Here is a 25,831-nt window from a genome sequence, read left to right as displayed (position 1 = left end):
CGCGCGCTCGAACCACCACAGTTCATCCCTCCGTCTCACCGAAAACCGGTCCGGCTCACATCACCGCCATTCCGTATTCGGACCCGCGCGGTCGTCGGATCGGCCGTGCGTGCACTTCGGGTTTACGGGAAAGAGAAAGAGGGAGGCTGGACGTCAGTCCACCGGATCGGTCTCGTAGACCGGGATGCCCCTGGCATCCAGCATCTGAATGATGCCGACGAACTGATCGCGATCTCCGACGGCCTCCGGAACGTATTCGTTGATCTCGGCGTGGGTGATGTACTTCTGCTCGTGGCCGAGGGTGATCAGTTCCTTGATTCCAGCATGGGGCATACGGGGATCTCCAGGTCTCAGGTAGCCGTACTGCGGTCGGCCCAGGGACGCCAACGCTAGCAGCGCCGCGCGGCTGATCGCTGAAATATCGGCGGAATCTTAGGGTTTCGGCGATTGCGTGCCATCGCCGCCGATCGATCCGGGCCGTTCCGGCAACCTGCTGGTTCACGCGGCGGACACGGCACGAATTGTCCATTCAGGTCGCCGGCCGCCGGTCGGCGATTCGGTACGATTCCCCTGATCTCCGCTCGCCCTGCACCGAGGACATCGCGTTTCCAGTGTGAATTCTGAGAGCCAGAGTTTTTCGACTCGAGGGAGTATCAGTTGCGACGAGTTGGCGTGTTGCTGATCGTTATCGGAATCGGCGCGAGCTGGCCGACGGCCGGTGCGGAACCGCCGATACCGGCGCCGGCCCGTCAACTGCTGTATCCGGAGAGCAGTTTCTATCCGCGGATGATCCGCCTGGCACACAATGGCGCGGCCAACGGGACCATCGTGGCGAGCGTCAATACCCTGAACCAGACCGGCGCGATCGTGGCAAGCGTCGACGGCGGCAAGACCTTTCAGCCGCGCGGCACGATTATCGATTCGCTGTCGAAGCGGAGCAATCAGCTGTGCTGCTCGGCGCTGTTCGAATTGCCGACCGCGGTCGGCACCATGCCCGCAGGCACGCTGCTCTGGGCCGACACGGTGTTCTCCGATGTGCTCGATGTCGTACTGCGGCATGTCGAACAACGACTATGGGCCAGCCGGGATCAGGGCGCGCACTGGGAATTCGTGTCCAGCATCGCGACGTCGAACAGCCTGTTCAGCTTCACCGACTGGGGACCGCTCCTACCCAGCGCGTGGGAACCGAGCCTGTCGATGTCGGCGGACGGGCAACTCGTCGCCTTCTATTCCGACGAGACCGACAGCCGCGACCACAGCCAGAAATTGGTGCAGGTGCGCTCCCCCGACGGCGTGCACTGGGTGAACCAGACCGACACCGTGGTCAGCGACGTGCGATACGTCCGGCCGGGCATGGCCAATGCCATTCGGCTGCCGGACGGTTCGTACTTCCTGAGCTACGAGATCTGCAATACCGACAAGGTGCACCAGTGCCTGACCTATTTCCGGAGATCGACGGACGGCTGGAATTACGGCGATCCGCGCTTCCTCGGCACGATGGTGCGCACCGGCGCCGACGGCGGCTACACCCAGCACGCGCCCTATCCGGCCTGGAGTCCCGGCCCGGGGCCGAACGGCACCATCCTGCTGTCCGGTCAGATGGTGTCGAGCGTGGAAGGCACGGTGACGCCGAGTACCGGGCGGACCATCCTGGCCAACGACGCGCTCGGCGAGGGTAGTTGGTACGAGATGGCCGCGCCGATCGTCATCGACGGCGTCACCGACGCGCCCTGCAAGAACTATAGTTCCGCGCTGCTGCCCGCGCCGGACGGCACGTCGGTCATCGAGGCCGCGACCGATCTCGACCGCAACGGCGTGTGCCGCGCGTACTACGCGTCCGGCCCGCTGACCGGCCCACCCCCGCCGCCCGCACCCGCGGCGAAGTAGCGACCTACTTGGCGATGGTGAAGCTGGTGCCGCCCTGGGCAATCGGCCCGGGGTGCAGTTCGCCGTTCGTCGCGCCGATCGAATAGCTCACTGGCTTGAACGCCGACAGCGGTTTGCCGTCGACCAGCACATTGGTGAATACGACCGGGCTGAATCCCGGCAGGGCGCTGTTGAGCTGACCCTCGACGATGACCTCCGCGGTCTGCGCCGGTGCGTCGGATTGCGCGACAGTGGTCCGCGTCCAATTCTGCGTCACGTTCGCCACCGTCATCGTGTAGGCGTGCCCGTCGAAGGTGACCGAGGCCTGCATCTTGTCGCCGGGCGCCGAGGTCACGTCCGGATAGATCACCGGATTCGCCGGATAAGCCTCCCACAACGCCATCCGATAGGTCTGCTGCGCACACATCGCCGCACCCGGCGCCGACCCGGTGCCGACGGCCGCGCACGCGCCGGAGGCGGCCTGGCCCATGTCCTTGTTCACGCCCTCGGCGGCCCGGATCGCATTGCGGAACCACGCGGGATTGTTGGCCACCGTCGCGCTGGCCAGATTCACGATCGCCAGGCCGGGCAGCGAGGCCAGCGCGCCCGCCGCGCTCACGCAGATCGCCTCGGAGCCGGTCTGCATCAACGGCAAGGCCTGCTTGCCGTTGACCAGAGTCCCGTTCAGGCCGACCCACGGCACGACCCGCTGAATTACGCCGGTATCGGAGCAGGCGACCTCCGGCTCGACCCATTCCGCGGAAATACTCTTGAAATTGCCGGTGACCACGTAGCCCGCCCAGTTCGTGCCGCGAATGCGCGGCGGCGTCTCCGATTTCTCGCCCTGCGCCTCCGTTTTCGCGTTCGACGGCGCCTTCGGCGCCGGCGTTTCGCCGGCGATTGCCGAAGACGGTGAAACCAGCACTGCCACGATCGCCCCCACCACCGACGCGGCGAGACGGCTTCGAATTCGCGTCCGACCCGGGGTAGTCATCATGAACAGGGACAATAGCTGAAAAGCATCACTGTCGTGCAGTGCCGCGCGGCAGTGTTTTCGCAGGTGATGGCTGGTTTCAACGGAAGCCGGGCGGGGCTGACCTGCACCACTCCGAGATCATCCGACCCGGCGTGTCGCCGTGTCCCGTCCGCCCGTCCCCACCGCGACACGCCGGACGTACGCGCTTTCGTGACCGCGCCGGATTGCCGGCCCGCCAATTCCACCGCACGCATGACAATTGCGCATGAGCGCTTGTCCGCCCCGCGCGGATCCACCGGTTGTACCCGCGTGCGGCAACGTATTCATTTTGGCGGACACTCCGGAGCGGCTGCGCACCAATGGTCATTACTAGTGATTTGCTGAATTAGCACTACCGGCTTCGAGATTCACCCATGGATACGAAAGGACCGAATCGACGATGCGGTACTTCATTCCTACCCTAGCGGCAGCCGCCTGTGCCTTGTTCTGTTTCGCGGCTCCGGCGCACGCCGTCGCCACCGATTGCGCGGCCCCCGACGCGCCGCCGATTTGCGCGACGCCGTCCAGCGGCTGGAAAACCCAGCCCGCCGGTTCCGTGCTAACGATGCCGCGCGCCGCGGTCAAGGCGCTCGCGATGACGCTGGTGCCGCCGCACCATTTCTGGGCGTTCGACAACATCATCACCCGCGAGAGCGGTTGGAATGTCTTCGCGGTGAATCCGGAAAGCGGCGCCTACGGTCTCGGCCAAGCGCTGCCGCCGGAAAAGATGGCCACGCACGGCGCCGATTGGCCGTTCAATCCGGTCACGCAGATCCGCTGGACCTACGACTACATGAACAAGCGCTACGGCAGCCCGATCGGCGCCTGGGACTTCTGGCAGGCGCACCACTGGTACTGACCCGGTCAATCGTGTAACACCTGCTCGCGCAACGAGTTCAGGGCCTTGGACAGAATCCGCGAGACCTGCATCTGGGAGATGCCGAGACGCTCGGCGATCTGGGTCTGCCGCCTGCCCTCGAAGAACCGCATGAACACCACCTGGCGCTCGCGTTCGGGCAACCCGGCGATCAATTGCTCTACCGCCAGGGCATTCTCGATCGCCTGGTAGTCCGGGACCTCGACGTTGAGCGCGTCCAGCAGCGCGGCACCGGCGCCCGCGCCTTCGGCCGCCGCGTCGATCGAGGAGGTCCGATAGCTGTTGTGCGCGATCATCGCCTCGGTGACGTCGGCGAGATCGACACCGAGTTCGGCGGCGATCTCGCTCGCCCGCGGCATCCGGCCGAGCCGCTGGAACAGCACGTCGATCGCGCCCCCGACGCTGAGCTGAATGTCCTTGAGCCGCCGTGGCACTCGCACCGCCCAGGCGTAGTCGCGGAAGTGGCGGCGGACCTCGCCCATGATGGTCGGCACCGCGAACGCGACGAACGACGCGCCATAGGCGGGGTCATAACGGCCGACCGCGGCCACCAGGCCGACCCTGGCGGTCTGCAACAGGTCGTCGAAGTTCTCGCCGCGGCCGGCGTACCTGCGCGCGATGTGCTCGGCCAGCGGCAGGGCCCGGGTGATCAGGTCCAAGCGCAGCGCCGTCCGGCGCGGATCGTCCTCGGCCAGCGCCGCGAGCTCGGCGAACAACGGTTCCAGGGCGGCGTAGTTCTCGGTACCGCGATAGGTGCGGGGCGCTCGCGCGCGGGTGAGGGTCGACGTCTCGGTCACGGTGCTGCCTCGGATCCAGCTGAACTCGACGGTGGTCGCCGGACCCGCACAACCCGGTGTCGAACGAGTTCGGCCGTCGCGGCCGGGACCAGCGCTCGAATCGGCCGTTCTTTGAGTACACGCCGCCCAACGCCCCGTGTCAACAGTGTAGGTCTACGGCATCTATCTACGCTGGTCACACCGACCGAACGCCGTATAGGCCGTCATACGCGGGCGACCAGATCCACGACCGGATCGGGCAGCGCCCGCATCAACTGATAGGCGAGCCGCACCTCGAAACCCGAGGACACCAGTCCGCGATTGTGCGCGACGGCGGCGACCACCGACCTGGCGACGACGTCCGGATCGTGGCTGTAGCCGAACGCCTTGTCGATCCAGTCCTGCTCGGCGATCGCGCTGCCGCGCAACCGACTTCGGGTGTGGATGCCGGTGTTGATCACGCCGGGGCAGACCACGCTCACGCCGACCCGCTGCGCTGCCCAATCGGCGCGCAGGCAGCGCGACAGCATGATCACCGCCGACTTGGACGCGCAGTAGGTCGCCATCCGCCGGTTCGGCAAATAGCCTGCGCCGGAAGCGATATTGACCACGTGCCCGTGCCTGCGCGCGACCATGCCGGCGCCGAAGATGTGGCAGCAGTTGACGACTCCGTCGAGATTGATCGAGCGCAGCCAGGCCCAGTCGTCGAGGGTGGTCTCGAGGAACGGACCGCCCACGCCGACCCCGGCATTGTTGACCAGGATGTCCACCGGGCCGATTCGGTCGGCGAGTTCGGCGACCGCCGCGGGATCGGCCACATCGCAACGGTGGGCCGCGCCCCGGCAGGCGGTCGCCGTGTCCTGCGCGGCGGACTCGTCGATGTCGACCGCGACGACGCGGGCGCCGAGCGAGGCGTATCGGCGCGCGGTCGCCGCACCGATCCCCCGGCCGGCGCCGGTGATCACGACGACCGCCCCGCGCGGGTCGATCCGCCGGCTCATGACGGCGCCTGTGCGGAAGGTTCCGCGACCGGTATCTCCCTGCGCCTGGCGATCATTCGCAGTCCGTCGCGCGGCCGCAGGGTCAGCGTCGCCTCCGGCGCCACGGGATGGCCGGGCACCAGATCGAAGACGAACCGCTGGCTCAGGATCGCCGTGATCAGCACCGACTCCATCACCGCGAAACTCGAACCGATGCAGATGCGCTTGCCGCCGCCGAACGGCAGATACGCCGAGCGCGAGCGGTCACGCCCCGCGCCGGGCAGGAAGCGGGAAGGATCGAATTCCTCGGGGTTGGGCCACCAGCGCTCGTCGTGATGGATGTGGTGGGTCGGGATGATGACGGTGGTGCCTTTGCGAATGCGGTGGCCGTCGATCACGTCGTCCTCGATCGCCACCCGCGGAATCGCCCACGCCGGTGAGAAATAGCGCATCGCCTCCTGGAAACACGCTGCGGTCCACGGCAATCGGGGCAGATCCGCCGCCGTCGGCCGCCTACCCGCCAGCACGGTGTCCACTTCGGCGAGCAAACGCGTTCTGGCGTCCGGATTCAACGCGAGCAGATACCACATCCACGACAGCGCGTTCGCCGTCGTCTCGTGTCCGGCGAGCATGAAGGTCAGGGCCTCGTTGCGCACCCGCCGCACCGGCAGCCGACCCCCGTCGTCGGCGGCGTTCAGCAGATGGTTGAGCAGATCCGGGCTGTCCGTCGGATGCGCCCGCCGCTCGTTGACCAGGTCCCACACCTCCTGGTCCAGGATCCGCGCGACCCGCTGAATCCGCCGGAACGGTGGCGGCAGCGGAATCGGCGTCAGCGCCACCGCGGCGACGGCCCGCCAGACCCGCTTCGGCGGCGCGGCCACGATGAACAGGCGCTCGAGCCGCTCGGCGAAGCGCAGACCGTCGGTGACCAGGTGCGACATGCCCGCCGCGATGCGCCCGAACTGCTGGCCGAACAGGGCGTTGCCGACGACGTTCAGCGTGAGTTCGACCATCTCGCCGACCATGTCCACCTCGACCCGCCCGGCCTTGGCGTCGATTCCGGCGACGGTGGCCTCGATCGGCTCGATCATCAGATCGATCAGTCCGTGCAGGTGCCGCTTGGCGAACATCGGGGTGAGCATCGTGCGATGCCGCTGCCAGGATTCGTCTTCGTCGGTGAACAGGCTGACGCCGAGCAGCGCGCGCAGCAGCTCGTACTCGAACGACTTGTGATACTTGAGCCGGCCGGCGTGCAGCACGTGATCGACATACTCGGGATTGGTGAACGCGACGAAACGCCTTGTCCCGGCCCGGAATCGAAGGATGTCGTGCCCCTTCGTCCGGCCGACCATCCCGCCTTCGTAGTCCAGGCCGATGGTCAGCGCTTCGATGGTGGCGACCAGCGTGCTGGTGTGCCCGGCGGGTTTCGGCCGCGGGCCGGTGCGTGCGGATTCGGGGTCGTACGTGGTGGTTGCCATCGAGTCTCCTGTTCGAAGCAGACGACGAGCGAACCGAGGCTGAAACCCATTTGGTGTCGCATGACACCACTGTCCGCGCGTGCCACCAGTTTGTGGTCGGCCGCCGCGGTTGTCAATATGGAAATGTGGCACGAGCAGGTACCTGGGGCGGGCGCACCGCCGAGCAACGCCGCGCCGAACGGCGCGAGCGCATGGTCAGCGCGGCCATCGACCTCTGGCGCGAGCAGGGCTGGACCGGGGTGACGATGCGGGCCGTCTGCGCGAGCGCCTCGCTCAACGACCGCTACTTCTACGCGGAGTTCGGCGACCGCGACGGGCTGCTGGTCGCGGCCTGGGAGAACGTGCGCGACGACATGCTGTCCCGGCTCACCGTCGCGTTCGCCGAGAACATCGACCGGACACCGGGGGAGATCGCGCGCATCGCCGCCGAGGTGGTGGTCAGGCGCATGACCGAAGATCCTCAGTACGCGCGCATCCTGCTGATGCACCACGGCGGGAGCACGGCGCTCGAGCAGTGCCGCAGCGCGGCCCTGCAACTGACCGCGGGGCTGGTTGTCGCTGCGGCACAACCGTTTCTGCGGCCGGATGCCGATCAGGTCGGGCTGCGCATGGACGCCATCGTGGGCGTGGGCGGGTTCGTCGAGCTGATCAGCGCGTGGCAGGCCGGCGCCATCGACTGCGACGGTCAGGAGATCGTCGACCAAACCGTCCGGATAGCAACCACTTTCGGTGAACGCTATCTGGCCGCGCCCTGACGCCGCGCGCTCTACGCTGGATCAGTGCGCCGGCTACTCCCGCTCCTGCTGTTATCCCTTGCCGCCTGCGGCGCCGAACCGGCCGCCGCCCCGCCGCCGCCCGCGACGACCACCGCCGCCTACGTCCGCACGCCGCTGGACTGCGCCAAGCTGACGGTGACCGCGCTGAATCTCGAACCCGGCATCGGCTACATCTTCGGTACCCACGCCGAGTGGCTGCCCAAGGGGCAGTACGTCCGCATCCGAGTGGCAATCACCAACACCGACAACACCTTTCACACCACCCGCCCCACCGACTATCAGCTCGACGACGCCGCCGATCGCCCGCATCAGACCAGCGTCGACGCGATGGAGATCAAGCGCCAGCCGAACGAACTCAACCTCGGCGCCGGGAACCGGGTGGAAATGGACCTCTGGTACGACATTCCGGTGGACACCGCGCCGAAACTGCTCCGCGACACCACCTGCACCACCACCATCCCGCTCCCCTAGCCATCGAACGGGACACGACCGGGCAGAACAACGAGCAAGACGCACCGCCGGGTCCCGTTCGCGTCAGGGGGCGGCGATGCCGGACCAGAGATCGCAGTGGTGGGCCCGGGCGAGGTCGGTGGTGGTGCTCCGGTCCGGTTCGAGGACCAGTGCTTGGTCGCCGGTGTGGCGGGGCCAGTCGGGCAGGCCGCGCGAGTTCGGGTCACCGGTGCGGACGAACGCGGCCCAATAGCGAATCATCCGGTCGGACAGGTCCTTTTGCGCCGGAGACGCGGGCGGCGGGGTCTGGTCGAGGTCGAACAGGTAGGGCAGTTCGAAGGCGTGCGCGGCGCCGAGCGGGAACGGGAGCGGCTTCGGCAGCCCGAGAATGTCCAGCGGTGCGGCGTTCTCGTCGGCGAATTCGTAGGAGTAGACCGGAGCGGTGCGGACCAGCGATTTCGCCATGCCCGCCGCCGGGCAGACGAAGATGTGGTCGGTCATCACCGCCGCCAAGGCCAGCGACGGCTGCGGGTAGGCCGCCAGCGGGTATTGCGCCGCCACGGCATCGGCGTGCGGTCCGAACATCGAGAGCCGCTCGGGATACTGCTCAGCGGTAATCGGCTGCATGACCATGAAATTGGTGAACTCGTCGCGATTCGCGCCGATCAGCACCGGCACTTTCGCGGCCTTGCCGCCGCGGAAGGCGGCGATCGGATCCTCCGGCAGCAGGGGTTGGCCGAAGATCGGTCCGGGCAGGCCGACGCCGGCCTCACCGGTGTACTGCAACATCTTCTCGGTGAGCCGCGCGGCGGGCAGCGCGCGCAGGCACTGCGCGGCCGCGGCGTCGGTGCCCGGGCAGCCGAGCGCCGCCGCGTACTCCTCGCTCCGCGCGACCGCGGTCTGCCGATCGACCTGCAATTCGCACGGCCCGCTCTCCAGAATCGCGCCCTGGAACAGTCTTTCCGACCCGGGCGACACCAGGTGATCGCACACCGACATCGCGCCCGCGGACTCACCGGCGATAGTCACCTTGGCCGGATCGCCGCCGAACGCGGCGATATTGTCGTGCACCCAGCGCAGCGCGGCCTGCTGATCCAGCAGGCCGAAATTGCCGACCTGCCCGTCCGCGCGCGCGACCGCGGGATGCCCGAGGAACCCCAGGGCGCCCAGCCGATAGTTGATCGTCACCACCAGCAGATCGCCGGCCTGCACCAATCGCGAAGGGTTGTACGTGTTTCCGGCACCCGCGGCGAACGAACCGCCATGGATCCACACCATCACCGGGCGCCGCTGCGGGGCGGTGCCCTTCGGTGTCCACACGTTCAAGAACAGGCAGTCCTCGCTACCGGCCAGCCCGCCGGGCGCCCCCGATTGCAGGCACTGCTCCCCCGGCTTGGTCGCGTCCCGCTCCTGCGCCCAGGGCGTGGGCGCCACCGGCGGTTTCCACCGCAACTCCCCCGTCGGCGCGGCCGCGTACGGAATCCCGGAGAACGAGCGCGTATTTCCCGCCAGCTTCCCCCGCACCGGCCCCGCCTGCGTCCGCACCACCACCGGGTCGTTCGACGTCGTCCCGCCGTCGTCGCCGCAGGCCGTCACCACGCCGAACGCCGCTACCACCGCGACGAACAGCACCCCGACCCGCGATCCGCGTGCACGCCACCAGGACTTGTCGGACTTCATCGCGGAGCCTCTCTGTCTGGTGCAGGCGGTCAGCGCCCGTCCGGCGCCCCCTGGTCGGCGGGCTTCGCGCCGATGAGTTCGCTGAACGTCTGCACGACTTGGTCGTGGTATTCGCGGATCAGGGTCTCGATCGTGTCGGATTCGGGCAGTTCGATCTCGGTTTTCGACTCCCATAGTTCCAGGAGCCGACGGCAGAGGACGACATGACCGGCGGGTTCCACTGGATCGTAAAAGGCTTGGCCTGCTTCGGGAATGGAAATCAGCATCTCGCCGACCGTGTTGAACAGGCTCAGGTGGCCCGGCTTGCCGAGCGCGGCGAAGACACAGCGCAGCAGGTGCAGTTCGGCGGCCATGATGTCGGCCAGCTCGGATCTGTCGTCGCCGACCAGCAATTCGAGCCGGCCGAGGGCGTGCACGGCGCGCGACATGTCGTAGCGGCGGGGTTCGGCGGCGACCGCGTGCAGGGCCTGCATGACCAGCATGTGGTCGACGTCGATGATGTCGGCGAAGATCTTGGCGGCGCGGTCCGGCACCCGATGGGCGAAGCGGAACAGGAAACGCCAGGTGTCGATGCCGCCGTAGAGCTGGATGTCGCGCACCAGATAGCCGAGTCCGCGCCGCGCCTCGACGAAACCGAGCGCGGCGAGCCGGCCGAGGGCGCTGTTGGCGGTCGGCGTGCTGACGCCGAATTCGGCGGCCACCTGGCGCACCGACGGCAGCAGTTCACCGGGCTGGTAGCTGCCCGCCGCGACGCGATAGGCGAGCTGCTCGGTGATGTCGTCGACGACCGTCGGCGTTGCCGCCCGCGTGGCGGTCATCGTCGGATCGCTCACGCTCCCGACACGAGCCGACGGTCGGCGGAGACCGGCGCCTTCTCGTAGCGGTAGTCGTCGAGCGGGAACTTTCGGTTGCCGCGCCTGGCCTCGAAGAAGCCCGAGGGACGCAGATAGGTGCTGTCGCCCTGGGAATTCCGGTAGTAGGTGGGCACGTGCGCGTTGAGCTCGTTGAAGTAGAACCGCACCGCCTCGGCCCGCCGAAGGGTCCGCGCGTGGTAGGCGTCGTGCGCCTCCTGACGCACCTCCACCACGACCGCGTTGCGGCGCAGGCCCTCCTTGATCGCTCGCACGGCGTGGTCGGCGGTCATCTCGACGAAGGCGTGCCAGCCGCTGCCGGTCCACGAGTACGGGCCGACCAGGGTCCACCGGTTCGGCAGGCCCGGCACCGAAACGCTCTGGTAGGCCTGCATCCCGTGCTCGGTGTAGAACTTGCCGAGGTCGAATCCGTTGCGCCCCACGATGGTTCCCGGGCGGTAGGTCTCCGGATCGGAGAACACCTCGTACCCCGTCGCGAGCACGATCATGTCGAACCTGTGCTCGACGCCGTCGCGGGTCTCGATGCCGCGTGCGGTGATCTTCTCGATCGGTTCGGTGGTCAGGGTGACGTTGTCTCGGTTGAACGCCGCGAGGTATCCGTTGGACATGGTCGGGCGCTTGGCCACGACACCGAAGTTCGGTGCGAGCTGCTCCCGGGTGGCCGGGTCGTCGACGATCCGGTTCAGGTAGCGGCGATAGGCGGCGATGGTCCACCGGTCGAAGGCGGTCACGGTCGGGCGCACCACCCGCATCGGCGCGGCGACGGCGCCCCGCAACACCAGGTCGGCGACCACCAGCACACCACCGTGCACGACCGCCTGCAATCCGGGCACGCCCAGCAGGCGCTTGCCCAGCGGCGGCATGGCGAAGTCGGGCTTCGGCAGCGACCACACCGGAGTGCGCTGGAAGACACCGAGTTCGGCGACCTCGGGCGCGATGGACGGAATGATCTGCACCGCACTGGCGCCCGTGCCGATGATGCCGACCTTCTTGCCGGTGTGGTCGTAGTCGTGGTCCCAGTCGGACGGGCGCTGGATCTTGCCCTTGAACGACTTCCAGCCCGCGATGCCCGGATCCTCCCTCGGCCGGACGAACGCGCCGACCGCGCTGATCAGAAACCGCGTGGTGATGATCGTGCCGTCGGCGGTGTGCAGCTTCCAGTAGTTGCCGGTGTCGTCCCACTCCTCGCTCAGCACGTTCGTGCGGAACCGCAGGTGCGGGTAGAGCCCGAACTTGCGGGCCACGTCCATGTGGTACTGCTGCACCTCCGCACCGTAGGGGAACACCCGGCTCCACTCGGAATTGCGGGCGAACGAGTACTGGTAGGCGATGGCCGGAATGTCCACGCCCAGACCGGGATAGGTGTTCTCCTGCCAGCTGCCGCCGACCTCGTCGGCCCGCTCGATGAGGACGAAGTCGCGCACGCCCGCCTGCTTCAGTTTCACACCGGCCGCGAGTCCGCCCGGGCCGGCGCCGATTACCGCGACCTGATGATCGGGGGTGCTGATCTCGTCCGGCAGCGGAGTCGAAAGGTTCACGGTCGTCGTCTCTCTCATCGCTGGGTGGATTCGGTACGGAACGGGATCCGCTCGGCGAGGCGATCGATGCGCTCGAGCAATCCGTATTCGTCTATGGCGGTGTGGATATCGGGCTTGGCCACCGCGGTCATCACCGCCCGCACCGGGCCGGGGAACCAGCGGGCGAGCGGGTAGGAGATCCTGGCCTCGAGCCGAATGGGCTCGACCGCGACATTGCGGCGAATGGCGCGCACGATGAGTCGGCCCGCCTTGTCCGGGTGCATGCCGAGCAGCGCTTGGCCTTTGAGCATCGTCGTGCGCGTGGTCGAGGACCGCTGCTCGTCCAGCACGGCCGAAAGCCGCGCGGTGGCCGAGAGATTGGTGGCGATCAGACCGGGACAGATCGCGGTGACCCCGATCCGGTGCGTCGCCAGCTCGGCCCGCAGGCATTCGCTGAAGTGCTTCACCGCGTACTTGCCGATGCTGTAGGGCGCCGTGTACGGGGCCGCGGCGAACGCCGCCATGGACGCGACGTTGACCAGATGTCCGCCGCGGCCGCGCTCCACCATCTGCGCGCCGAAGACGCGGCAGCCGTGGATCATTGCCATCAGGTTGATATCGATGATGCGGCGCAGGTCCGCAGGCGGCACGTCGAGGAACGGCCCGCCGACCAGGATGCCCGCGTTGTTGACCACCACGTCGGGCACGCCGTAATCGGCGCGGACCCGCCTGCCGAATTCCTCCAACGCGGCGGTGTCGGCGACGTCGAGCCGATATGCCGCGGCCAGACCGCCGAGCCCGCGGATCTCCTCGACCGCGTCCTGCGCGGTGTCGAGATCGATATCGGCGACCAGGACTTCCGCGCCGACGGCCGCGAGCGCCTTGGCGGTTCCGCGCCCGATGCCGCTGCCCGCTCCGGTGACCACCGCGATGCCGGGATGGAAGGGTTTCATGTTCGTCCTCGATTCGATGGAAGGTCAGGCGGCGCTGGTGCGGCGGGCGAACCGGCGGCGGGCCGGAACACGGTGCACCGCACCGTGGATGGTTCGCTGGTTGAACGCGCCGATCTCGCCGATCGCCTGTCTGGCGTCCGGCAGCAGGTCGGCGGCGGCGTGGAAGACGTGAATCGCCCTGTCCCAGATCTGCATCGTGCAGGGCACGCCGACTTCGGCGCAGCGTCGCGCGAGCGCCTCGGCGTCGGGGAGCAGCACCTCGGTGGAACCGACCTGGATGAATACCGGTGGCAGGCCGGTGAAGTCGTGATTCACCGGGCTCAGCCGCGGATCGAGCGCACCGTCCACCCACATGCCCAGCCGGGCCGGAAGGGCCAGTGCGGCCGAGCTCAGCATCGGATCGAGCCGATCGTTGGGATGCGCGTCCCGGCGGGACCGGTCGTAGTCCGCCCACGGCGCGATCGCCACGATCGCGGCGGGCATGGGCAGGCCGCGCTCGCGCACCGTCAGCGCCAGGCCGAAAGTCAGTCCGCCACCGGCGGAATCGCCGGCGAAGATGACACGGTCGGCCGGAAAGCCCTGGGCGAGCAGCCATTCGTAGGACTCGACGCAGTCCTGGATGGTGTCGGCCAGACGCGCCTTCGGCAGTTGCCGGTAGTCGACGTTGAATACCGGCATGCCGCTGGCCCGGCCGATCCGCGCGACCAGGCGACGATGCGAGTTCAGGCCGCACGCCACCAGCCCACCGCCGTGGAAGTAGAGGATGGCGCTGTCCTTGACCTCCGTCGGACTCGGCGTGTCACGGTGCCATACCCACTCCGCCCGGAAGTGCTCGAAAAGCATGGACCGCGTACGGGTTCCGCGGGGCGGAAGCAGCGGTGCGGCCAGCGGATCGAGCAGATTGCTGACGTGGAAATTGCGCGCGTCGCGGAACGGGAACCCACGGCTCGCGAGGGCCACGATGGCGTTCATCCCCATCCGCAAGGTCGCGTAGGCCAGGGGGTGTGCGATACGCAGCGCGAGGCTCGCGCGGCGCGGCAGCTCGATGGTCACGGTCGGCGCCGGGGTCCGTGTCGTGGTCGGCATGTGCGTCTCCTTCTTCCCGGCGGCATTGCCGTTGTCTACGCCGTGTAACACAGTATAGATTGTCTGGGACAGTAGCACGCGGCAGCGCTCAGCGGAACCGAGGTAAGAGATGACCGACTTCGATGACAAACTGGTGATCGTGACCGGCGCGGGCAGTGGAATCGGGCGCGCGACCGCCGTGCGATTCGCGAAAGCCGGTGCGCGAGTGGTCGTCAGCGATGTCGACAAGGACACCGCCCACGCCACGGCCGAGACGATCGGCAGGCAGGCGCATCCCTACGTGGTCGACGTCTCAGACGATTCGGCCATGGCCGCCTTCGCCGCCGCGGTACACGAGGCGCACGGCGCCCCGTCCGTGCTGGTCAATAATGCCGGTTACACCACAGCCGGACCGTTCCTCGGACACAGCGCGGCGGACTGGGACCGGATCATGGGCGTGAACTTCTGGGGCGTGGTGCACGGCAGCCGCCTGTTCGGGCGGCAGATGCTGGACGCGGGTCGCGGCGGGCGAATTCTCACCGTGACCTCGCCGGCGGCGGTGCTGCCGATCCCGCTCAGCACCGCGTATTGCACGAGCAAGGCGGCCGCGCAGATGCTCACCGAATGCCTGCGCCTGGAGTTCGCCGGCACCGGCATCGGCGTCACCGCGGTGCTGCCCGGGTTCATCGACACCGGGTTCTACCCGAGCGCACGGATCGTCGGCCTCGACGAGGCGCAGGGCATTCGCGGCCGGAACATCTCGGTGCTCGCCGCCGGACTGGTGGCGCGCAGCCCGGAAACGGTGGCGCGCAATATCGTGCGCATCGCCGGACGCAACCCCGCGATCGCGCCCACCCCGTTCGAGGCGCGGATCGCCTGCGCCGCGGGCCGCGTCTCCCCGGCCGGCGCGCGCCTCGCCGCCCGGTTCATGGACATCGAGGGATTGCTCGGCACGGCCGAGCGATTCGTCCCCGACGCGCTGCTGCGCCGCCTCGACGCCGCGGCCGCCCGCGCGGTGGCGGCCCGCGGCTAGCGCGAAGCGCTGCCGGTGGACGGGCGGTGCCGCCACGCGTCGCAGACCGCCGGGTCGGCGTCGGGGCGGTCCGCGCCGTTGCGGGCGCAGCCCTTGGCGTTGTAACCGTCCCGGTCGAACCCGGACCGGTCATAGCCCCATCGGTCGTAGCCGAAGCGGTTGTACCCGGACCGGTCGTAGCCGAAGATGTCGAAGCCGTCCGCCCCGTAGCGATCATCGTCGAAGCCACCGCCGGGGCGATGGTGCGGACCGCCGTGCGGGCCGGTGTTGAGGGTGCCGTCGGGATTGGTGCAGCCGATATCGGTCGGGAGCCGGCACGGGACGGCGGAGGCCGCCGGGATGACCACCGCGGCCGGAGCCAGCGCCACCGTCGCGGCGACCGCGGCCCGTACCAAGGCCCGCCCGGCCCGGCCGGAAAGCACACTGTTCATCCATCGACCTCTTGTCCACCGGGAACGCGCACGTCGCGTTCGAATTCGCGAAAACCCTTCCCGCCGGAAGCTTTTCCGGTCGCGGCCGGGTTTCTAATGCATTGGCTTGCAGGAGTTTTCGGTTTGCCAGCCGTATCCGTCGAAAATATCCGAAACGAATCCGTTTCCGCCTCAGGGGAATCCCCCAATTCGTCATCCGTCGCTGGACGTACTCTTCCCGATGAATCGCACGGCCAGCACATCGTTCTACCCTCCGTCCGCCATTGCGACCGATCGGTCGGACTTATTGCGATAGGATGATCCACATGACGAACGGGCACCCTGCCGACGGGCGCCGAGCACGCGGTGACCGATCCAGAACGGCGGTCCTCGACGCGGTGGTCTCGATGGCCTCCGTCGCCGGACTCGGCGCACTGAGCATGGGGCAGGTCGCCGCCGAGGCGGGCGTGAGCAAGTCCGGCCTGTTCTCGCTCTGGCGGGACAAGGAGGAGCTGCAACTGGCGGCCATCGAACGCGCCCGCGCGCTGTGGACCGAACGGGTGGTCGCGCCCGCGCTCAGAGCCCCGGCCGGCGTGCCCCAGCTGTGGGCGCTGCACGAATCACGCCTGGCGTTCTACACCGATCTGGTGCTGCCGGGCGGCTGCTTCTTCGTCGCCATCCAGCACGAGTTCGACGACCAGCCCGGCGCGGTGCACGACCGGCTCGTCGCCCTGGCCACCGAGTGGGACGCGTTCGTCCACTCCATCATTCGCACCGCACTCGACACCGGGCAGCTGCGGCCGGACACCGATCCCGGCGTCCTCGCCTTCGAACTCGACGCCCTCGGCTACGCCGCGATCAGCCGCGCCAGGCTGCTCGCGCACGACGCCACGTTCGCCCAGGCACGAGCCGCCATGCTCGGCCGGCTGCGGGCCTACAGCACCGATCCGTCGATCCTGCCCGATTCCTGACACCGGAACTCCGACAGCCCGGCGTTCCTGCGGACACCCGGATAGCCGCCCGATCGATGCGCGCGGGCGAAGGCGTATGTTCGAGGGACAGTTTCCCTGCCGCGAACCGGCAGAAGGGTGGTGCGAGGGTGCAGGCCGAGCCAGCGAGACCCGCGGGTCGGGCTCCCACCATAGCGCCGGATTCGACCGGGCTGCATACGTTTTCGACCAGCAGACCACCGGGTCTGCGCTGCGTCGGTCAGGTCGACCTCGGCACGCACGACGCCTGGGAAACCGCACTCGCCGAACTGCCAACGGCCCCGGACATCCATTTGGAGTTGTCCGAGCTCACCTTCATCGACACGCACGGCGCCCTGATACTGGTGGAAGCCACGAATCAGGCGGCGAAGGGACGCAGGGTCGTGCTGCACAACCCGCCCGTGACGCTGGTCCGCATCCTGGAGCTGTTCTGGCCGTCGCTCCCGACAATCGAGGTAGACCGCGCATGACCGTCACCACCGCCGGATCACCCCCCGCCGATCCCTTCCTGCACCCGGCCCTGTTCTACAGCAATACCGAGGAGTACCTGGCGGGCACGGTCGGGTTCATCCGAAAGGGGCTGGCCAACGATGAACCGGTCGCGGTCGCGGTGCCCGGACCGAATCTGGATCTGATTCGCGACGAACTCGGCGCCGAGGCCGACGCGGTCCGGCTGATGGACATGACCGTCGAGGGACGCAATCCCGGTCGCATCATTCCGGGAGTGCTCCATGCCTTCGCCGACACCTGCCCGACCGGCCGGGTGCGGATCATCGGCGAACCGATCTGGGCCGGCCGGTCCGCGGCGGAGTATCCGGCGTGCGTCCAGCACGAGGCGCTGATCAATGCCGCGTTCGCCGGTCGCGCGGTCACCATCCTGTGCCCGTACGACACCGAACGCCTCGACCCGACCGTGCTGGTCGACGCGCACGCCACCCATCCGACGCTCATCGACAGCGACGGCGAACGGCCGAGCGACGCCTACGATCCCGACCGGATCGTCGCCTCGTACAACAAGCCGCTCGCGCCGCCGCCGGCGATCGCGCAGGTGATTCCGTTCGATGCCGGCTCACTCACCGAGGCGAGGCACCGGGCCGGCGGATTCGCCGCGCAGGCGGGCATGCTCGACGACCGCCGCATCGACCTGGAATTGGTCATCGCGGAAACCATCACCAATTCGGTGGTGCACGGCGGCGGCAGCGGAACACTGGCGCTGTGGATCGAGGGCAGGCAGCTGCGCGCGCAGGTCCGCGACGCCGGCCAGATCACCGATCCGCTCGCGGGCCGCCTACCCCCGAAACCGTTCCAATTCGGCGGCCGCGGACTGCTTTTGGTGAACCACCTCTGCGACCTGGTGCGCATCTACACCGGCGTGCACGGCACCACCATCCAGATGGATCTGCGCCTGGCCTGAGCGCCGAAGCCGGGCGTGGCGCGCGATGGGCGTGCTACGAAACAGCATGACCACGTTCGTAGATATCTCCGTCCCGCTGCGATCCGGCATCACCTCCGACCCGCCGGGACTGCGCCCGGAGATCGAATACCTGGACCACAAAGACACCGTGGCCGACATGCTCGCCATGTTCCCCGGCGCCGGACCCGAAGTGCTGCCCGACGGCGAAGGCTGGGCCCTGGAATGGATCCGGCTGACCACCCACTGTGGCACTCACCTGGACGCGCCGTACCACTACGCCTCCACCATGGACAACGGACAGCGCGCGATCACCATCGACGAGGTGCCGCTGGAATGGTGTTTCCAGCCCGGGGTGAAACTGGACTTCCGGCACCTACCCGACGGCTACGTCGCGACGCCCGACGACGTCGACGCCGAGCTGGCGCGGATCGGGCACACGCTCAGCCCGCTGGAGATCGTCATCATCAACACCGGCGCCGGCACCCGGTACGGCGAGGACGACTACCTCAGCCGCGGCTGCGGCATGGGCCGGGACGCGACATTGCACCTGCTCCGGCAGGGCATTCGGGTCACCGGCACCGACGCGTGGAGCTGGGACGCACCGTTCGGCTACACCGCGCGCCGGTTCGCCGAAACCGGGGACGGCTCGATCATCTGGGAGGGGCACAAGGCGGGGCGCGATATCGGCTACTGCCACCTGGAGAAACTGCACAACCTGGAAGCGCTGCCCGCCAACGGATTCCGGATCTCCTGCTTTCCACACAAGATCCACGCCGCGTCCGCGGGGTGGACCAGGGCGGTGGCGATCATCGAGGACTGACGCCGCGAAAGACCTTCCGGCACTGTCACTTACCGGTGAAGTTCGCCTTCCGTCGCTCGAGGAACGATTGGATACCCTCCGCGCCGTCGGCGGTCGCGAAGAGCTTGGTGACGTCGCCGACGAGGTGCTCGGCCGCGGCGGCGTTGCCTTCGTCGCGGGCGCGGTGCGCGGAGGCAAGGATGGTGCGCACGCCCAAAGGCGCCGAGTCCTCGGCGATTTCGGTGGCCAGCGCGCGGGCCGCGGCGAGCGCCGCCGCGGCGTCGGGGGCGATCTGCTGGATCAGGCCGATGCGGTGGGCCTCGGCGGCGTCGAACTCGGCGCCGGTGAGGACCCAGCGCATCGCGTTGCCCCAGCCCGCTTCCCGCCAGAACCGCAGTGTCGCACCGCCGAACGGATAGATGCCGCGCCGCACCTCCAGCTGACTGAACCGGGCGCCCTCGGCGGCGATCCGGATGTCGGCGGCCAGCAGCAGTTCGATGCCGAGCGTCATGCACCACCCCTGCGCCACGGCGATCACCGGCTTGGTCCAGTTGTAGTCCAACCGCCAAGGGTCCAGCCCGTCCTCCGGGTAGGCGATCGAGCCGGACGCCAAGGCGGGAGCGACGTCCGCCAAATCTAGGCCAGCGGTGAAGTGGTCGCCGTGGCCGAACAGAACGCCGGCGCGTAGGTCGTCGTCCTGCTCGAGCAGGGCGTAGGCACGGGACAGCTCGGCGAGCATCTCCAGGGTGAAGGCATTGCGCTTGTCCGGGCGATTCAGCCCGATGAGCAGGACATGTCCGTCGCGTTCGACGGTAACGGTGTCGGCCATGCGCTTCAGTCAACAAGACGGGTATGGATTATGCAATAGTCCATAATCAGTCGGATTCGACTCGGCTCTCCGCCATCAACCGCTCCAGCAGGCCCGCCGCGTACTCGATCCGCGCGTCCTCCAGTTCCGGCCTCGGGTAGGTGGAACGGAAGATCGCCTCGCCGTCGAACATGTGCACCACCGAGGTCGCCAGCAGCCGGGCCACGTCGGCAGGCAGGGCGGGGGTGAGCGCCGCGACCGCGACCCGCTCGACGTCGTCGAGCAACGCGGTGGCGACCGGGGCGAGCCTGGCCCGCAGCTCCGGCTCGGTGCGCGCGGCAACCAGCAGTTCGAACCAGACCGTGTTGGTCTCCTGCCGGATCTGGTTGCGGGCCCGATGCAGGATGTGGGTCATATTCAGTGGCTCATCGGTGTTCTCGCGGGCCCGGATGTTCTCGAACGCGAGCATGTGCCGACGGCCGACCTCCTCGGCGGCCGCCACCACCAGATCGATGCGCGAATCGAAGTGCCGGAAGATCCCGCCCTTGGACACCCCGGCGCGGCGGCTGATCTCGCCGAGCGAGGCATTGTGGTAACCGACCTCGGCGATGGCCTCGATGGTGGCCTCGACGAGCTTGCCGATGGTGGCGGCGCGGCGCTGAGCTTGGGTTCGGCGCGGTGGCGCGGTCACCGCACCTGGGACCGGAGGAAACGTCCGGTGCGGTCGGCGCCGAGGATCAGTGCGGGCGTGCCGTCGCCGAAGACGTACCGGCCGCCGATGAAGACGGCCGAGACCGCCCGGTCATTGCGATTCACCATGCGAGACAGGTTGTCATACTGCGCGACGGGGCTCTCGGCGTAGGCGTCCAGCGAGTCATCCAGGTGCGCGGGATCGATGATCACCAGGTCCGCGCGATCGCCCTCGCGCAAGTGGCCTGCGTCGATGCCGTACCAGTCGGCGAGCTCGCCGGTGAGCCGGTGCACCGCGCGCTCCAGCGAGATGAACGGCTGCCCGGACCGCTCCGCATCGTGCACCCGGCGCAGGAAGCGCAGCCCGAAGTTGTAGAACGCCATGTTCCGCAGGTGCGCGCCCGCGTCCGAAAAGCCGAGCTGCACTCCGGGATCCGCGCCGAGCCTGGTCAGGAACTTCGGCCGATGATTGGAAATCGTGGTGCGCCAGCGCAGTTTGGTGCCGTGTGCGACCACCAGATCGAGAAACGCGTCCACCGGATGGACGCCGCCGCGATCGATGCCGACCTGTCCGAACGTCTTGCCGATCACCGAATCATCCGGGCAGGCCACGATTTCGGCGTCGAAGAAGTCGCGGTGCCAGACGCGCAGCCCGAACTTGGTGTCGTAGTCCTTACGGAACTGCCGCCGATACGCCTCGTCCTGCATCAGGGCGTCGCGCTCGACCCGGTCGGCCAGATGCAGCGCCGCGGCGCCGGAGCCGAACTCCTCGAAGATCACCAGGTCGATGCCGTCGGCGTACACCTCGAACGGCACCGGCAGGTGCTGCCAGCGGAAGTCGCCGCCGAGCGCGTTCAGCACCCGCGCGATCGGGCCCATGAGGTAGACCAGCGCCGGGTTGGCCTTGATGTCGGCGGCCGAGAGCAGGGTGGTCTTCAGGCGCTTGCGGAAGATGCCCAGGCTGCTCAGCGTCATCGCGGCGATGCTGCGCACCGAGGCGATGTCCGGGCCCGCCTGCAACACCCGGCGCCGCCGACGCAGGATCGCGTTGAGGCGCCGCCGTTCTCTGGCCTTGGCATAGGTCGACGGCAGGGTGCGGGAGCGGCAGGTGTCGCCGTCGAGCTTGTCGAAAAGCAGTTGCTGCTGCGACATTCCGACGAAGCCCGCGTCGAGCGCCTCGGTCAGCGCCGTTTCCATCGCCGCCTGCTCGGCCGCGGTGGGCCGGACCTCCTTGCGGGTGGCGCGATCGAGCCCCATCTGCGCCGTGCGGATATCCGAATGTCCAAGCATGGCAGCGATATTCGGGCCGAGCGGCAGCGCCTCCAGCGCCGCGATGTATTCGCGCGCCGAGCGCCAGGTCTTGGCCTCCTCGATGGCCTCGATGACGTGCCTGCGCGGGATCGCCTCCACCCGGCCGAACAGGTCGCCGGCGTCGGTCGGGCCGACGTGCACGGTCGAGAGCGAGCACGAGCCGAGCAGCACCGTGGTGATGCCGTGGCGCACCGACTCGGCGAGCGCGGGCGTCTTCAGCACCTCGATGTCGTAGTGCGTATGGATGTCGACCATGCCGGGGACCACCCACTTGCCCGCGGCGTCGATGACGTTCGGGCAGCCGGTCTCGTCGAGCGGCTGTACCGATACCGCGACGACCCGATCGCCGCGCAGTCCGAGGTGGCGGATCGCGGACGCCGAACCGGTGCCGTCGAACCAGCGGCCGGCCTTGATGATCGTGTCGTAGCTCACTCATATATTGCAACCGATCGGTTGCTAACCGTCAAGGACGAGTTCTCACAACCTTCAGCGGACCGCGGCGAGGAATGATTTGCTGTCCCGTTACTCCTGGCTTGCTGATCGGCCATCAGTACCCGCCATCATTGTTCGATCAAAGGATACGAACTGGTCAATAGCATGATTCAGCCCAATTGTCCGAATAGTTGCTGAATATGATGAGCGGACGCAAATTCTCGGCGATATTCCTTGTTTCCCATACATCGAGAGGGAGGGGCCGATGCCCACACTCATCCCGGGACGGGCCGATCATCCGCTCGCCCTGCCGACCGAGACGGAGCTCGCCGAGGTGCGCGCCGTGGTCGACGCGGCCGGGTTGATCGCGCCGACAACGCGTTTCGTCTACGTCGGATTGGACGAGCCGGACAAGTACGAGATCTACCCGTGGTCCGGGACGTTGGATCGCCGGTTCCGGGTGCTGCTGCACGATATCGACCGCCCGAACGCCGTCGACGTGATCGTGTCGCTCGCCGGCCAAGCCGTGCTGTCCCAGCGCACGCTGGATGCGGTCGTGGACGGTCAGCTGCCCGTGCTCGACGAGGAGTTCGAGCTGGTCGAGGCGGTGTTGTCGGGCAATCCGGAATGGTCGGCCGCGCTGGCGGCCCGCGGGCTGGACGTCGCGGAGGTGCGGGTCGCGCCGCTGTCGGCAGGCGTGTTCGACTACGCGGGCGAAGACGGCCGCCGGATCCTGCGCGGCCTGGCCTTCCATCAACAGCACGAGAAAGACCATCCGTGGGCGCATCCGGTCGATGGTCTCGTCGCTTTCGTCGACGTCATGACCCGCGAGGTGTTGCGGGTGATCGACACCGGACCGGTCGAGGTACCGCAGGAGTCCGGGAACTTCGATGATCCGGCCGTCACCGGCCCGCCGCGCACCACGCAGAAGCCGATCGAGATCACGCAGCCGCAGGGGCCGAGCTTTACCGTGCACGGAAACCTGGTCGAGTGGGAAAAGTGGTCGGTGCGGGTCGGTTTCGATGCCCGCGAAGGACTTGTCCTGCACCAGATCGGTTTTCACGACGGCGGCCGGGTACGCCCGATCATCCATCGCGCGTCCATCGCGGAAATGGTGGTGCCCTATGCCGATCCGTCTCCGATTCGCTCCTGGCAGAACTACTTCGACACCGGCGAGTATCTCGTCGGCCGCTACGCCAACGCACTCGAACTCGGCTGCGATTGCCTCGGTGACATCACCTATTTCGACGCGGTCATCGCCGACGAGGCGGGCAATCCCCGCGTGCTGCACAACGCGATCTGTATGCATGAGGAGGACTTCGGCGTGCTGTGGAAGCACACCGACCTCTGGACCGGGTCGCGCGAGGCGCGCAGGCAACGCCGCCTGGTGATCTCGTTCTTCACCACGGTGGGCAATTACGACTACGGCTTCTTCTGGTACTTCTACCTCGACGGCACCATCGGCTTCGAGGTCAAGGCGACCGGAATCGTCTTCACCGCAGCGTATCCCGGCCCCGATCACCCGTTCTCCACACAGGTCGCGCCCGGCCTCGGCGCGCCCTACCACCAGCACCTGTTCAGCGCACGACTCGACATGATGGTCGACGGGCACCGCAACCGCGTCGAGGAGGTGGACAGCGCCCGCGTGCCGATCGGCCCGGACAACCCGCACGGCAACGCTTTCACCCGGCAACGGACCACGCTGGCCCGCGAGTCGGAAGCGCAGCGGCGCGCGGACAACCGCGTCGGCCGCGTCTGGCACATCAGCAACCCCGAGGTGCACAACCGACTTGGTCTACCCGTCTCGTACGTGCTGCATCCAGAAGGCAGGGAAACACTGCTCGCGGCTGACGAATCACCGATCGCCAAACGAGCCGCCTTCGCCACGAAGACCCTGTGGGTGACCCGCTTCGATCCGGCACAGCGTTACGCCGCAGGCGATTTCGTGAACCAGCACCCCGGCGGCGCAGGCCTCCCGGAGTACGTCGCCGACGATCGGCCACTCGACAACGAAGACCTGGTCGTCTGGCACACCTTCGGCCTCACCCACTTTCCGCGCCCGGAGGACTGGCCGATCATGCCGGTCGACTACACCGGCTTCGTCCTGAAGCCGGTCGGCTTCTTCGACCGCAATCCCACCCTCGATGTCCCCCGCACCGGCTCCGGCCACCACGACGCGTCGACCAGTTGCTGCCATGGAGCTCCCGATGACTGAATCATCCACTGCCGGTATCCGATTACGCGGCGCGATCGGGGTGACGGGGATCGTCTTCCTCGTCATCGCGGCCGCCGCACCACTCACCGCCGTCGGCGGCGCGTTGCCGCTCATGATCGGGCTGGGCGATGGAGCGGGCGCCCCGACCGCCTATCTCGTGGCCGCAGGCGTCCTGCTCGTGTTCAGCGTCGGATATGCCGCGATGAGTGGGCATTTGGACGAGGCGGGCGCGTTCTATGCCTACGTGCGCAGCGGACTCGGTATCCGAGCCGGGCTCGGCGCGGCCGGGCTGGCGTTGCTCACCTATACGGCGATCCAAGCCGGGATCTACGGGCTGGCGGCATCGACCGCCGAAGAACTCGTCGTGCATTACGGCGGACCCGACTTACCCTGGTACGTATACGCCTTCGCGCTGATGGCGGTCGTCGCGGTGCTCGGCTACCGCAATATCGAGCTCGGGGCGAAGGTGCTCGGCGCGCTGCTCGTGGTGGAGATCGGCATCATCGTCGCGCTGTCCGCCGCGGTGTTGATCCGAGGCGGAGCGCACGGCATCGACGCCGTGTCCTTCACGCCCGCGGCGTTTTTCGACGGGTCCCCCGGAGTGGCGTTGATGTTCGCGATCGCGTCGTTCATCGGCTTCGAGGCCACCGCGATCTATGCCGAGGAGACCCGCGACCCGCGCCGCACCATCCCGCGGGCCACCTACCTCGCGGTGCTCACGATCGGCCTGCTGTACGCGGTCGCCAGCTGGGCGGTGGTGCTGGCGTTCGGCAGCGACAACGTCGCGGCCGCCGCCGGCGACGATCCCGAAGCCTTGACCTTCACCGCCGCCCGTTCGTTCCTCGGCGAAGCCGCCGCCGACCTGATGTCGATCCTGCTGGTGACCAGCCTGTTCGCCGCCTTGCTCGCGTTCCACAACGCGATCTCCCGCTACGGCTACGCGCTGGCCCGCGACGGCATCGGCCACCCGGCCCTCGGCGACATTCACCTGCGCCACGGCTCGCCGCACAAAGCCTCGCTGGCCCAAACCCTGTCCGCGGCACTGCTCGTCGGCACGTTCGCCCTCGCCGGCGCCGATCCGATCCGTCAGCTGTTCACCTGGATGTCGGGGCTGGCCACCGTGGCCATCCTGGTGCTGATGCTGCTCACCAGCGTGGCCATCATCGCGTTCTTCCGCCGCACCGGTCTCGACCACCGCCGCTGGCACACGGTCATCGCACCGGCCCTCGGCACGGCCGGGCTATTTCTGATCACCGCCCTGGTCATCGACAACTTCACCACCCTGGTCGGCGGCTCGGCGATCGTCGCGGCCATCCTGCTGGCCGTCGTCGCGGCGACCTTCGCCCTCGGCGTCGCGCGCGCCCGCATCCGCCGGGCAACCGCCGCCGCCAGCTAACGATTCGGCGTGGCGTGCGCCCGAGTCGG

General features: G+C 68.1%; 25 protein-coding genes. 11 read left to right on the top strand and 14 right to left on the bottom strand.

Annotated elements, in window-relative coordinates; genetic code table 11:
• Positions 1 to 153 precede the first annotated feature (153 nt).
• Positions 154 to 333 carry an RNA polymerase sigma factor region1.1 domain-containing protein gene (locus tag ACFQ9K_RS01595; RefSeq protein WP_150403419.1) on the bottom strand — a complete coding sequence of 60 codons (180 nt, stop codon included), beginning with the start codon at positions 331 to 333 and terminating at the stop codon, positions 154 to 156.
• 339 nt (positions 334 to 672) lie between these two features.
• Here ACFQ9K_RS01595 and ACFQ9K_RS01590 point away from each other — a divergent pair, with 339 nt between their 5' ends.
• Positions 673 to 1,887, top strand: coding sequence for a hypothetical protein (locus tag ACFQ9K_RS01590; protein WP_378726273.1), 1,215 nt, complete (start codon positions 673 to 675; stop codon positions 1,885 to 1,887).
• A 4-nt stretch (positions 1,888 to 1,891) separates the two neighbouring features.
• On the opposite strand, the gene ACFQ9K_RS01585 is transcribed toward ACFQ9K_RS01590, so the two are convergent.
• The gene (locus tag ACFQ9K_RS01585) at positions 1,892 to 2,797 is read right to left on the bottom strand and encodes a G1 family glutamic endopeptidase (RefSeq protein WP_378982660.1); all 906 of its coding nucleotides are present in this window, start codon (positions 2,795 to 2,797) and stop codon (positions 1,892 to 1,894) included.
• 649 nt (positions 2,798 to 3,446) lie between these two features.
• Here ACFQ9K_RS01585 and ACFQ9K_RS01580 point away from each other — a divergent pair.
• Positions 3,447 to 3,740, top strand: a complete 294-nt coding sequence (locus ACFQ9K_RS01580) for a transglycosylase SLT domain-containing protein (protein ID WP_378725166.1) — start codon at positions 3,447 to 3,449, stop codon at positions 3,738 to 3,740.
• 5 nt (positions 3,741 to 3,745) lie between these two features.
• Here ACFQ9K_RS01580 and ACFQ9K_RS01575 read toward each other — a convergent pair whose 3' ends face one another.
• The 3 genes from ACFQ9K_RS01575 to ACFQ9K_RS01565 all read right to left on the bottom strand — a co-directional run bounded on the left by ACFQ9K_RS01575 (position 3,746) and on the right by ACFQ9K_RS01565 (position 6,992).
• Complete coding sequence (locus ACFQ9K_RS01575; protein ID WP_378725168.1) at positions 3,746 to 4,555, bottom strand: SigB/SigF/SigG family RNA polymerase sigma factor; 810 nt, start codon at positions 4,553 to 4,555, stop codon at positions 3,746 to 3,748.
• Positions 4,556 to 4,758: 203 nt separating this feature from the next.
• Positions 4,759 to 5,535: an SDR family NAD(P)-dependent oxidoreductase gene (locus tag ACFQ9K_RS01570; RefSeq protein ID WP_378725170.1), complete on the bottom strand. Its 777-nt coding sequence runs from the start codon at positions 5,533 to 5,535 to the stop codon at positions 4,759 to 4,761.
• On the bottom strand, positions 5,532 to 6,992 hold the full coding sequence (locus ACFQ9K_RS01565) for a cytochrome P450 (protein WP_378725172.1): 1,461 nt from the start codon (positions 6,990 to 6,992) through the stop codon (positions 5,532 to 5,534). The genes ACFQ9K_RS01570 and ACFQ9K_RS01565 overlap by 4 nt, the downstream gene beginning before the upstream one ends.
• 125 nt (positions 6,993 to 7,117) lie before the next feature.
• Here ACFQ9K_RS01565 and ACFQ9K_RS01560 point away from each other — a divergent pair, with 125 nt between their 5' ends.
• Entirely contained in the window at positions 7,118 to 7,747 is a 630-nt protein-coding gene (locus tag ACFQ9K_RS01560; RefSeq protein ID WP_378725174.1) for a TetR/AcrR family transcriptional regulator, read from the top strand.
• Positions 7,748 to 7,771: 24 nt separating this feature from the next.
• Positions 7,772 to 8,239 (top strand): DUF4352 domain-containing protein, encoded by a 468-nt coding sequence (locus ACFQ9K_RS01555; protein ID WP_378725176.1) that lies wholly within the window; start codon positions 7,772 to 7,774, stop codon positions 8,237 to 8,239.
• A 63-nt stretch (positions 8,240 to 8,302) separates the two neighbouring features.
• Here ACFQ9K_RS01555 and ACFQ9K_RS01550 read toward each other — a convergent pair whose 3' ends face one another.
• The 5 genes from ACFQ9K_RS01550 to ACFQ9K_RS01530 are packed head-to-tail and all read right to left on the bottom strand — an operon-like array spanning position 8,303 to position 14,326.
• Positions 8,303 to 9,898 carry a carboxylesterase/lipase family protein gene (locus tag ACFQ9K_RS01550; RefSeq protein ID WP_378725178.1) on the bottom strand — a complete coding sequence of 532 codons (1,596 nt, stop codon included), beginning with the start codon at positions 9,896 to 9,898 and terminating at the stop codon, positions 8,303 to 8,305.
• Between the two features lie 29 nt (positions 9,899 to 9,927).
• Positions 9,928 to 10,731: a GntR family transcriptional regulator gene (locus tag ACFQ9K_RS01545; RefSeq protein ID WP_378725180.1), complete on the bottom strand. Its 804-nt coding sequence runs from the start codon at positions 10,729 to 10,731 to the stop codon at positions 9,928 to 9,930.
• Positions 10,728 to 12,326, bottom strand: coding sequence for a flavin-containing monooxygenase (locus tag ACFQ9K_RS01540; RefSeq protein WP_378725182.1), 1,599 nt, complete (start codon positions 12,324 to 12,326; stop codon positions 10,728 to 10,730). Before ACFQ9K_RS01540 ends, ACFQ9K_RS01545 begins: the two co-directional genes overlap by 4 nt.
• Complete coding sequence (locus ACFQ9K_RS01535) at positions 12,323 to 13,240, bottom strand: SDR family NAD(P)-dependent oxidoreductase (protein ID WP_378725184.1); 918 nt, start codon at positions 13,238 to 13,240, stop codon at positions 12,323 to 12,325. The genes ACFQ9K_RS01540 and ACFQ9K_RS01535 overlap by 4 nt, the downstream gene beginning before the upstream one ends.
• A gap of 24 nt (positions 13,241 to 13,264) precedes the next feature.
• Entirely contained in the window at positions 13,265 to 14,326 is a 1,062-nt protein-coding gene (locus ACFQ9K_RS01530) for an alpha/beta hydrolase (RefSeq protein WP_378725186.1), read from the bottom strand.
• 109 nt (positions 14,327 to 14,435) lie between these two features.
• Between ACFQ9K_RS01530 and ACFQ9K_RS01525 the strand changes: the two genes are divergently transcribed.
• Positions 14,436 to 15,338, top strand: coding sequence for an SDR family NAD(P)-dependent oxidoreductase (locus ACFQ9K_RS01525; protein WP_378725189.1), 903 nt, complete (start codon positions 14,436 to 14,438; stop codon positions 15,336 to 15,338).
• On the opposite strand, the gene ACFQ9K_RS01520 is transcribed toward ACFQ9K_RS01525, so the two are convergent.
• Positions 15,335 to 15,769, bottom strand: a complete 435-nt coding sequence (locus ACFQ9K_RS01520) for a hypothetical protein (protein ID WP_378720200.1) — start codon at positions 15,767 to 15,769, stop codon at positions 15,335 to 15,337. The two genes, ACFQ9K_RS01525 and ACFQ9K_RS01520, sit on opposite strands and share 4 nt — an antisense overlap.
• Before the next feature lie 305 nt (positions 15,770 to 16,074).
• Between ACFQ9K_RS01520 and ACFQ9K_RS01515 the strand changes: the two genes are divergently transcribed.
• From ACFQ9K_RS01515 to ACFQ9K_RS01500, 4 genes are all read left to right on the top strand, one after another.
• A complete protein-coding gene (locus tag ACFQ9K_RS01515; protein ID WP_378720202.1) occupies positions 16,075 to 16,719 on the top strand; it encodes a TetR/AcrR family transcriptional regulator in 645 nt (214 codons plus the stop codon).
• A gap of 128 nt (positions 16,720 to 16,847) precedes the next feature.
• Positions 16,848 to 17,207, top strand: a complete 360-nt coding sequence (locus tag ACFQ9K_RS01510) for an STAS domain-containing protein (RefSeq protein ID WP_378720203.1) — start codon at positions 16,848 to 16,850, stop codon at positions 17,205 to 17,207.
• The gene (locus ACFQ9K_RS01505; RefSeq protein ID WP_378720204.1) at positions 17,204 to 18,151 is read left to right on the top strand and encodes an anti-sigma factor RsbA family regulatory protein; all 948 of its coding nucleotides are present in this window, start codon (positions 17,204 to 17,206) and stop codon (positions 18,149 to 18,151) included. The genes ACFQ9K_RS01510 and ACFQ9K_RS01505 overlap by 4 nt, the downstream gene beginning before the upstream one ends.
• A 46-nt stretch (positions 18,152 to 18,197) precedes the next feature.
• A complete protein-coding gene (locus ACFQ9K_RS01500; RefSeq protein WP_378720205.1) occupies positions 18,198 to 18,971 on the top strand; it encodes a cyclase family protein in 774 nt (257 codons plus the stop codon).
• 25 nt (positions 18,972 to 18,996) lie between these two features.
• On the opposite strand, the gene ACFQ9K_RS01495 is transcribed toward ACFQ9K_RS01500, so the two are convergent.
• The 3 genes from ACFQ9K_RS01495 to ACFQ9K_RS01485 are packed head-to-tail and all read right to left on the bottom strand — an operon-like array spanning position 18,997 to position 22,191.
• Complete coding sequence (locus ACFQ9K_RS01495) at positions 18,997 to 19,779, bottom strand: crotonase/enoyl-CoA hydratase family protein (RefSeq protein WP_378720206.1); 783 nt, start codon at positions 19,777 to 19,779, stop codon at positions 18,997 to 18,999.
• 46 nt (positions 19,780 to 19,825) lie between these two features.
• Positions 19,826 to 20,449 (bottom strand): TetR/AcrR family transcriptional regulator, encoded by a 624-nt coding sequence (locus tag ACFQ9K_RS01490; protein WP_378720207.1) that lies wholly within the window; start codon positions 20,447 to 20,449, stop codon positions 19,826 to 19,828.
• Positions 20,446 to 22,191, bottom strand: a complete 1,746-nt coding sequence (locus tag ACFQ9K_RS01485) for an amidohydrolase family protein (RefSeq protein WP_378720208.1) — start codon at positions 22,189 to 22,191, stop codon at positions 20,446 to 20,448. Before ACFQ9K_RS01485 ends, ACFQ9K_RS01490 begins: the two co-directional genes overlap by 4 nt.
• Positions 22,192 to 22,456: 265 nt before the next feature.
• Between ACFQ9K_RS01485 and ACFQ9K_RS01480 the strand changes: the two genes are divergently transcribed.
• Both ACFQ9K_RS01480 and ACFQ9K_RS01475 read left to right on the top strand, forming a co-directional pair.
• Positions 22,457 to 24,406: a primary-amine oxidase gene (locus ACFQ9K_RS01480; protein ID WP_378720209.1), complete on the top strand. Its 1,950-nt coding sequence runs from the start codon at positions 22,457 to 22,459 to the stop codon at positions 24,404 to 24,406.
• On the top strand, positions 24,399 to 25,802 hold the full coding sequence (locus ACFQ9K_RS01475; protein ID WP_378720210.1) for an APC family permease: 1,404 nt from the start codon (positions 24,399 to 24,401) through the stop codon (positions 25,800 to 25,802). The genes ACFQ9K_RS01480 and ACFQ9K_RS01475 overlap by 8 nt, the downstream gene beginning before the upstream one ends.
• Positions 25,803 to 25,831: the final 29 nt, after the last annotated feature.

The sequence above is a fragment of the Nocardia sp. NPDC056564 genome (assembly GCF_042793755.1).
Taxonomy (GTDB): domain Bacteria; phylum Actinomycetota; class Actinomycetes; order Mycobacteriales; family Mycobacteriaceae; genus Nocardia.
This window is presented reverse-complemented; position numbering and strand designations above follow the sequence as displayed.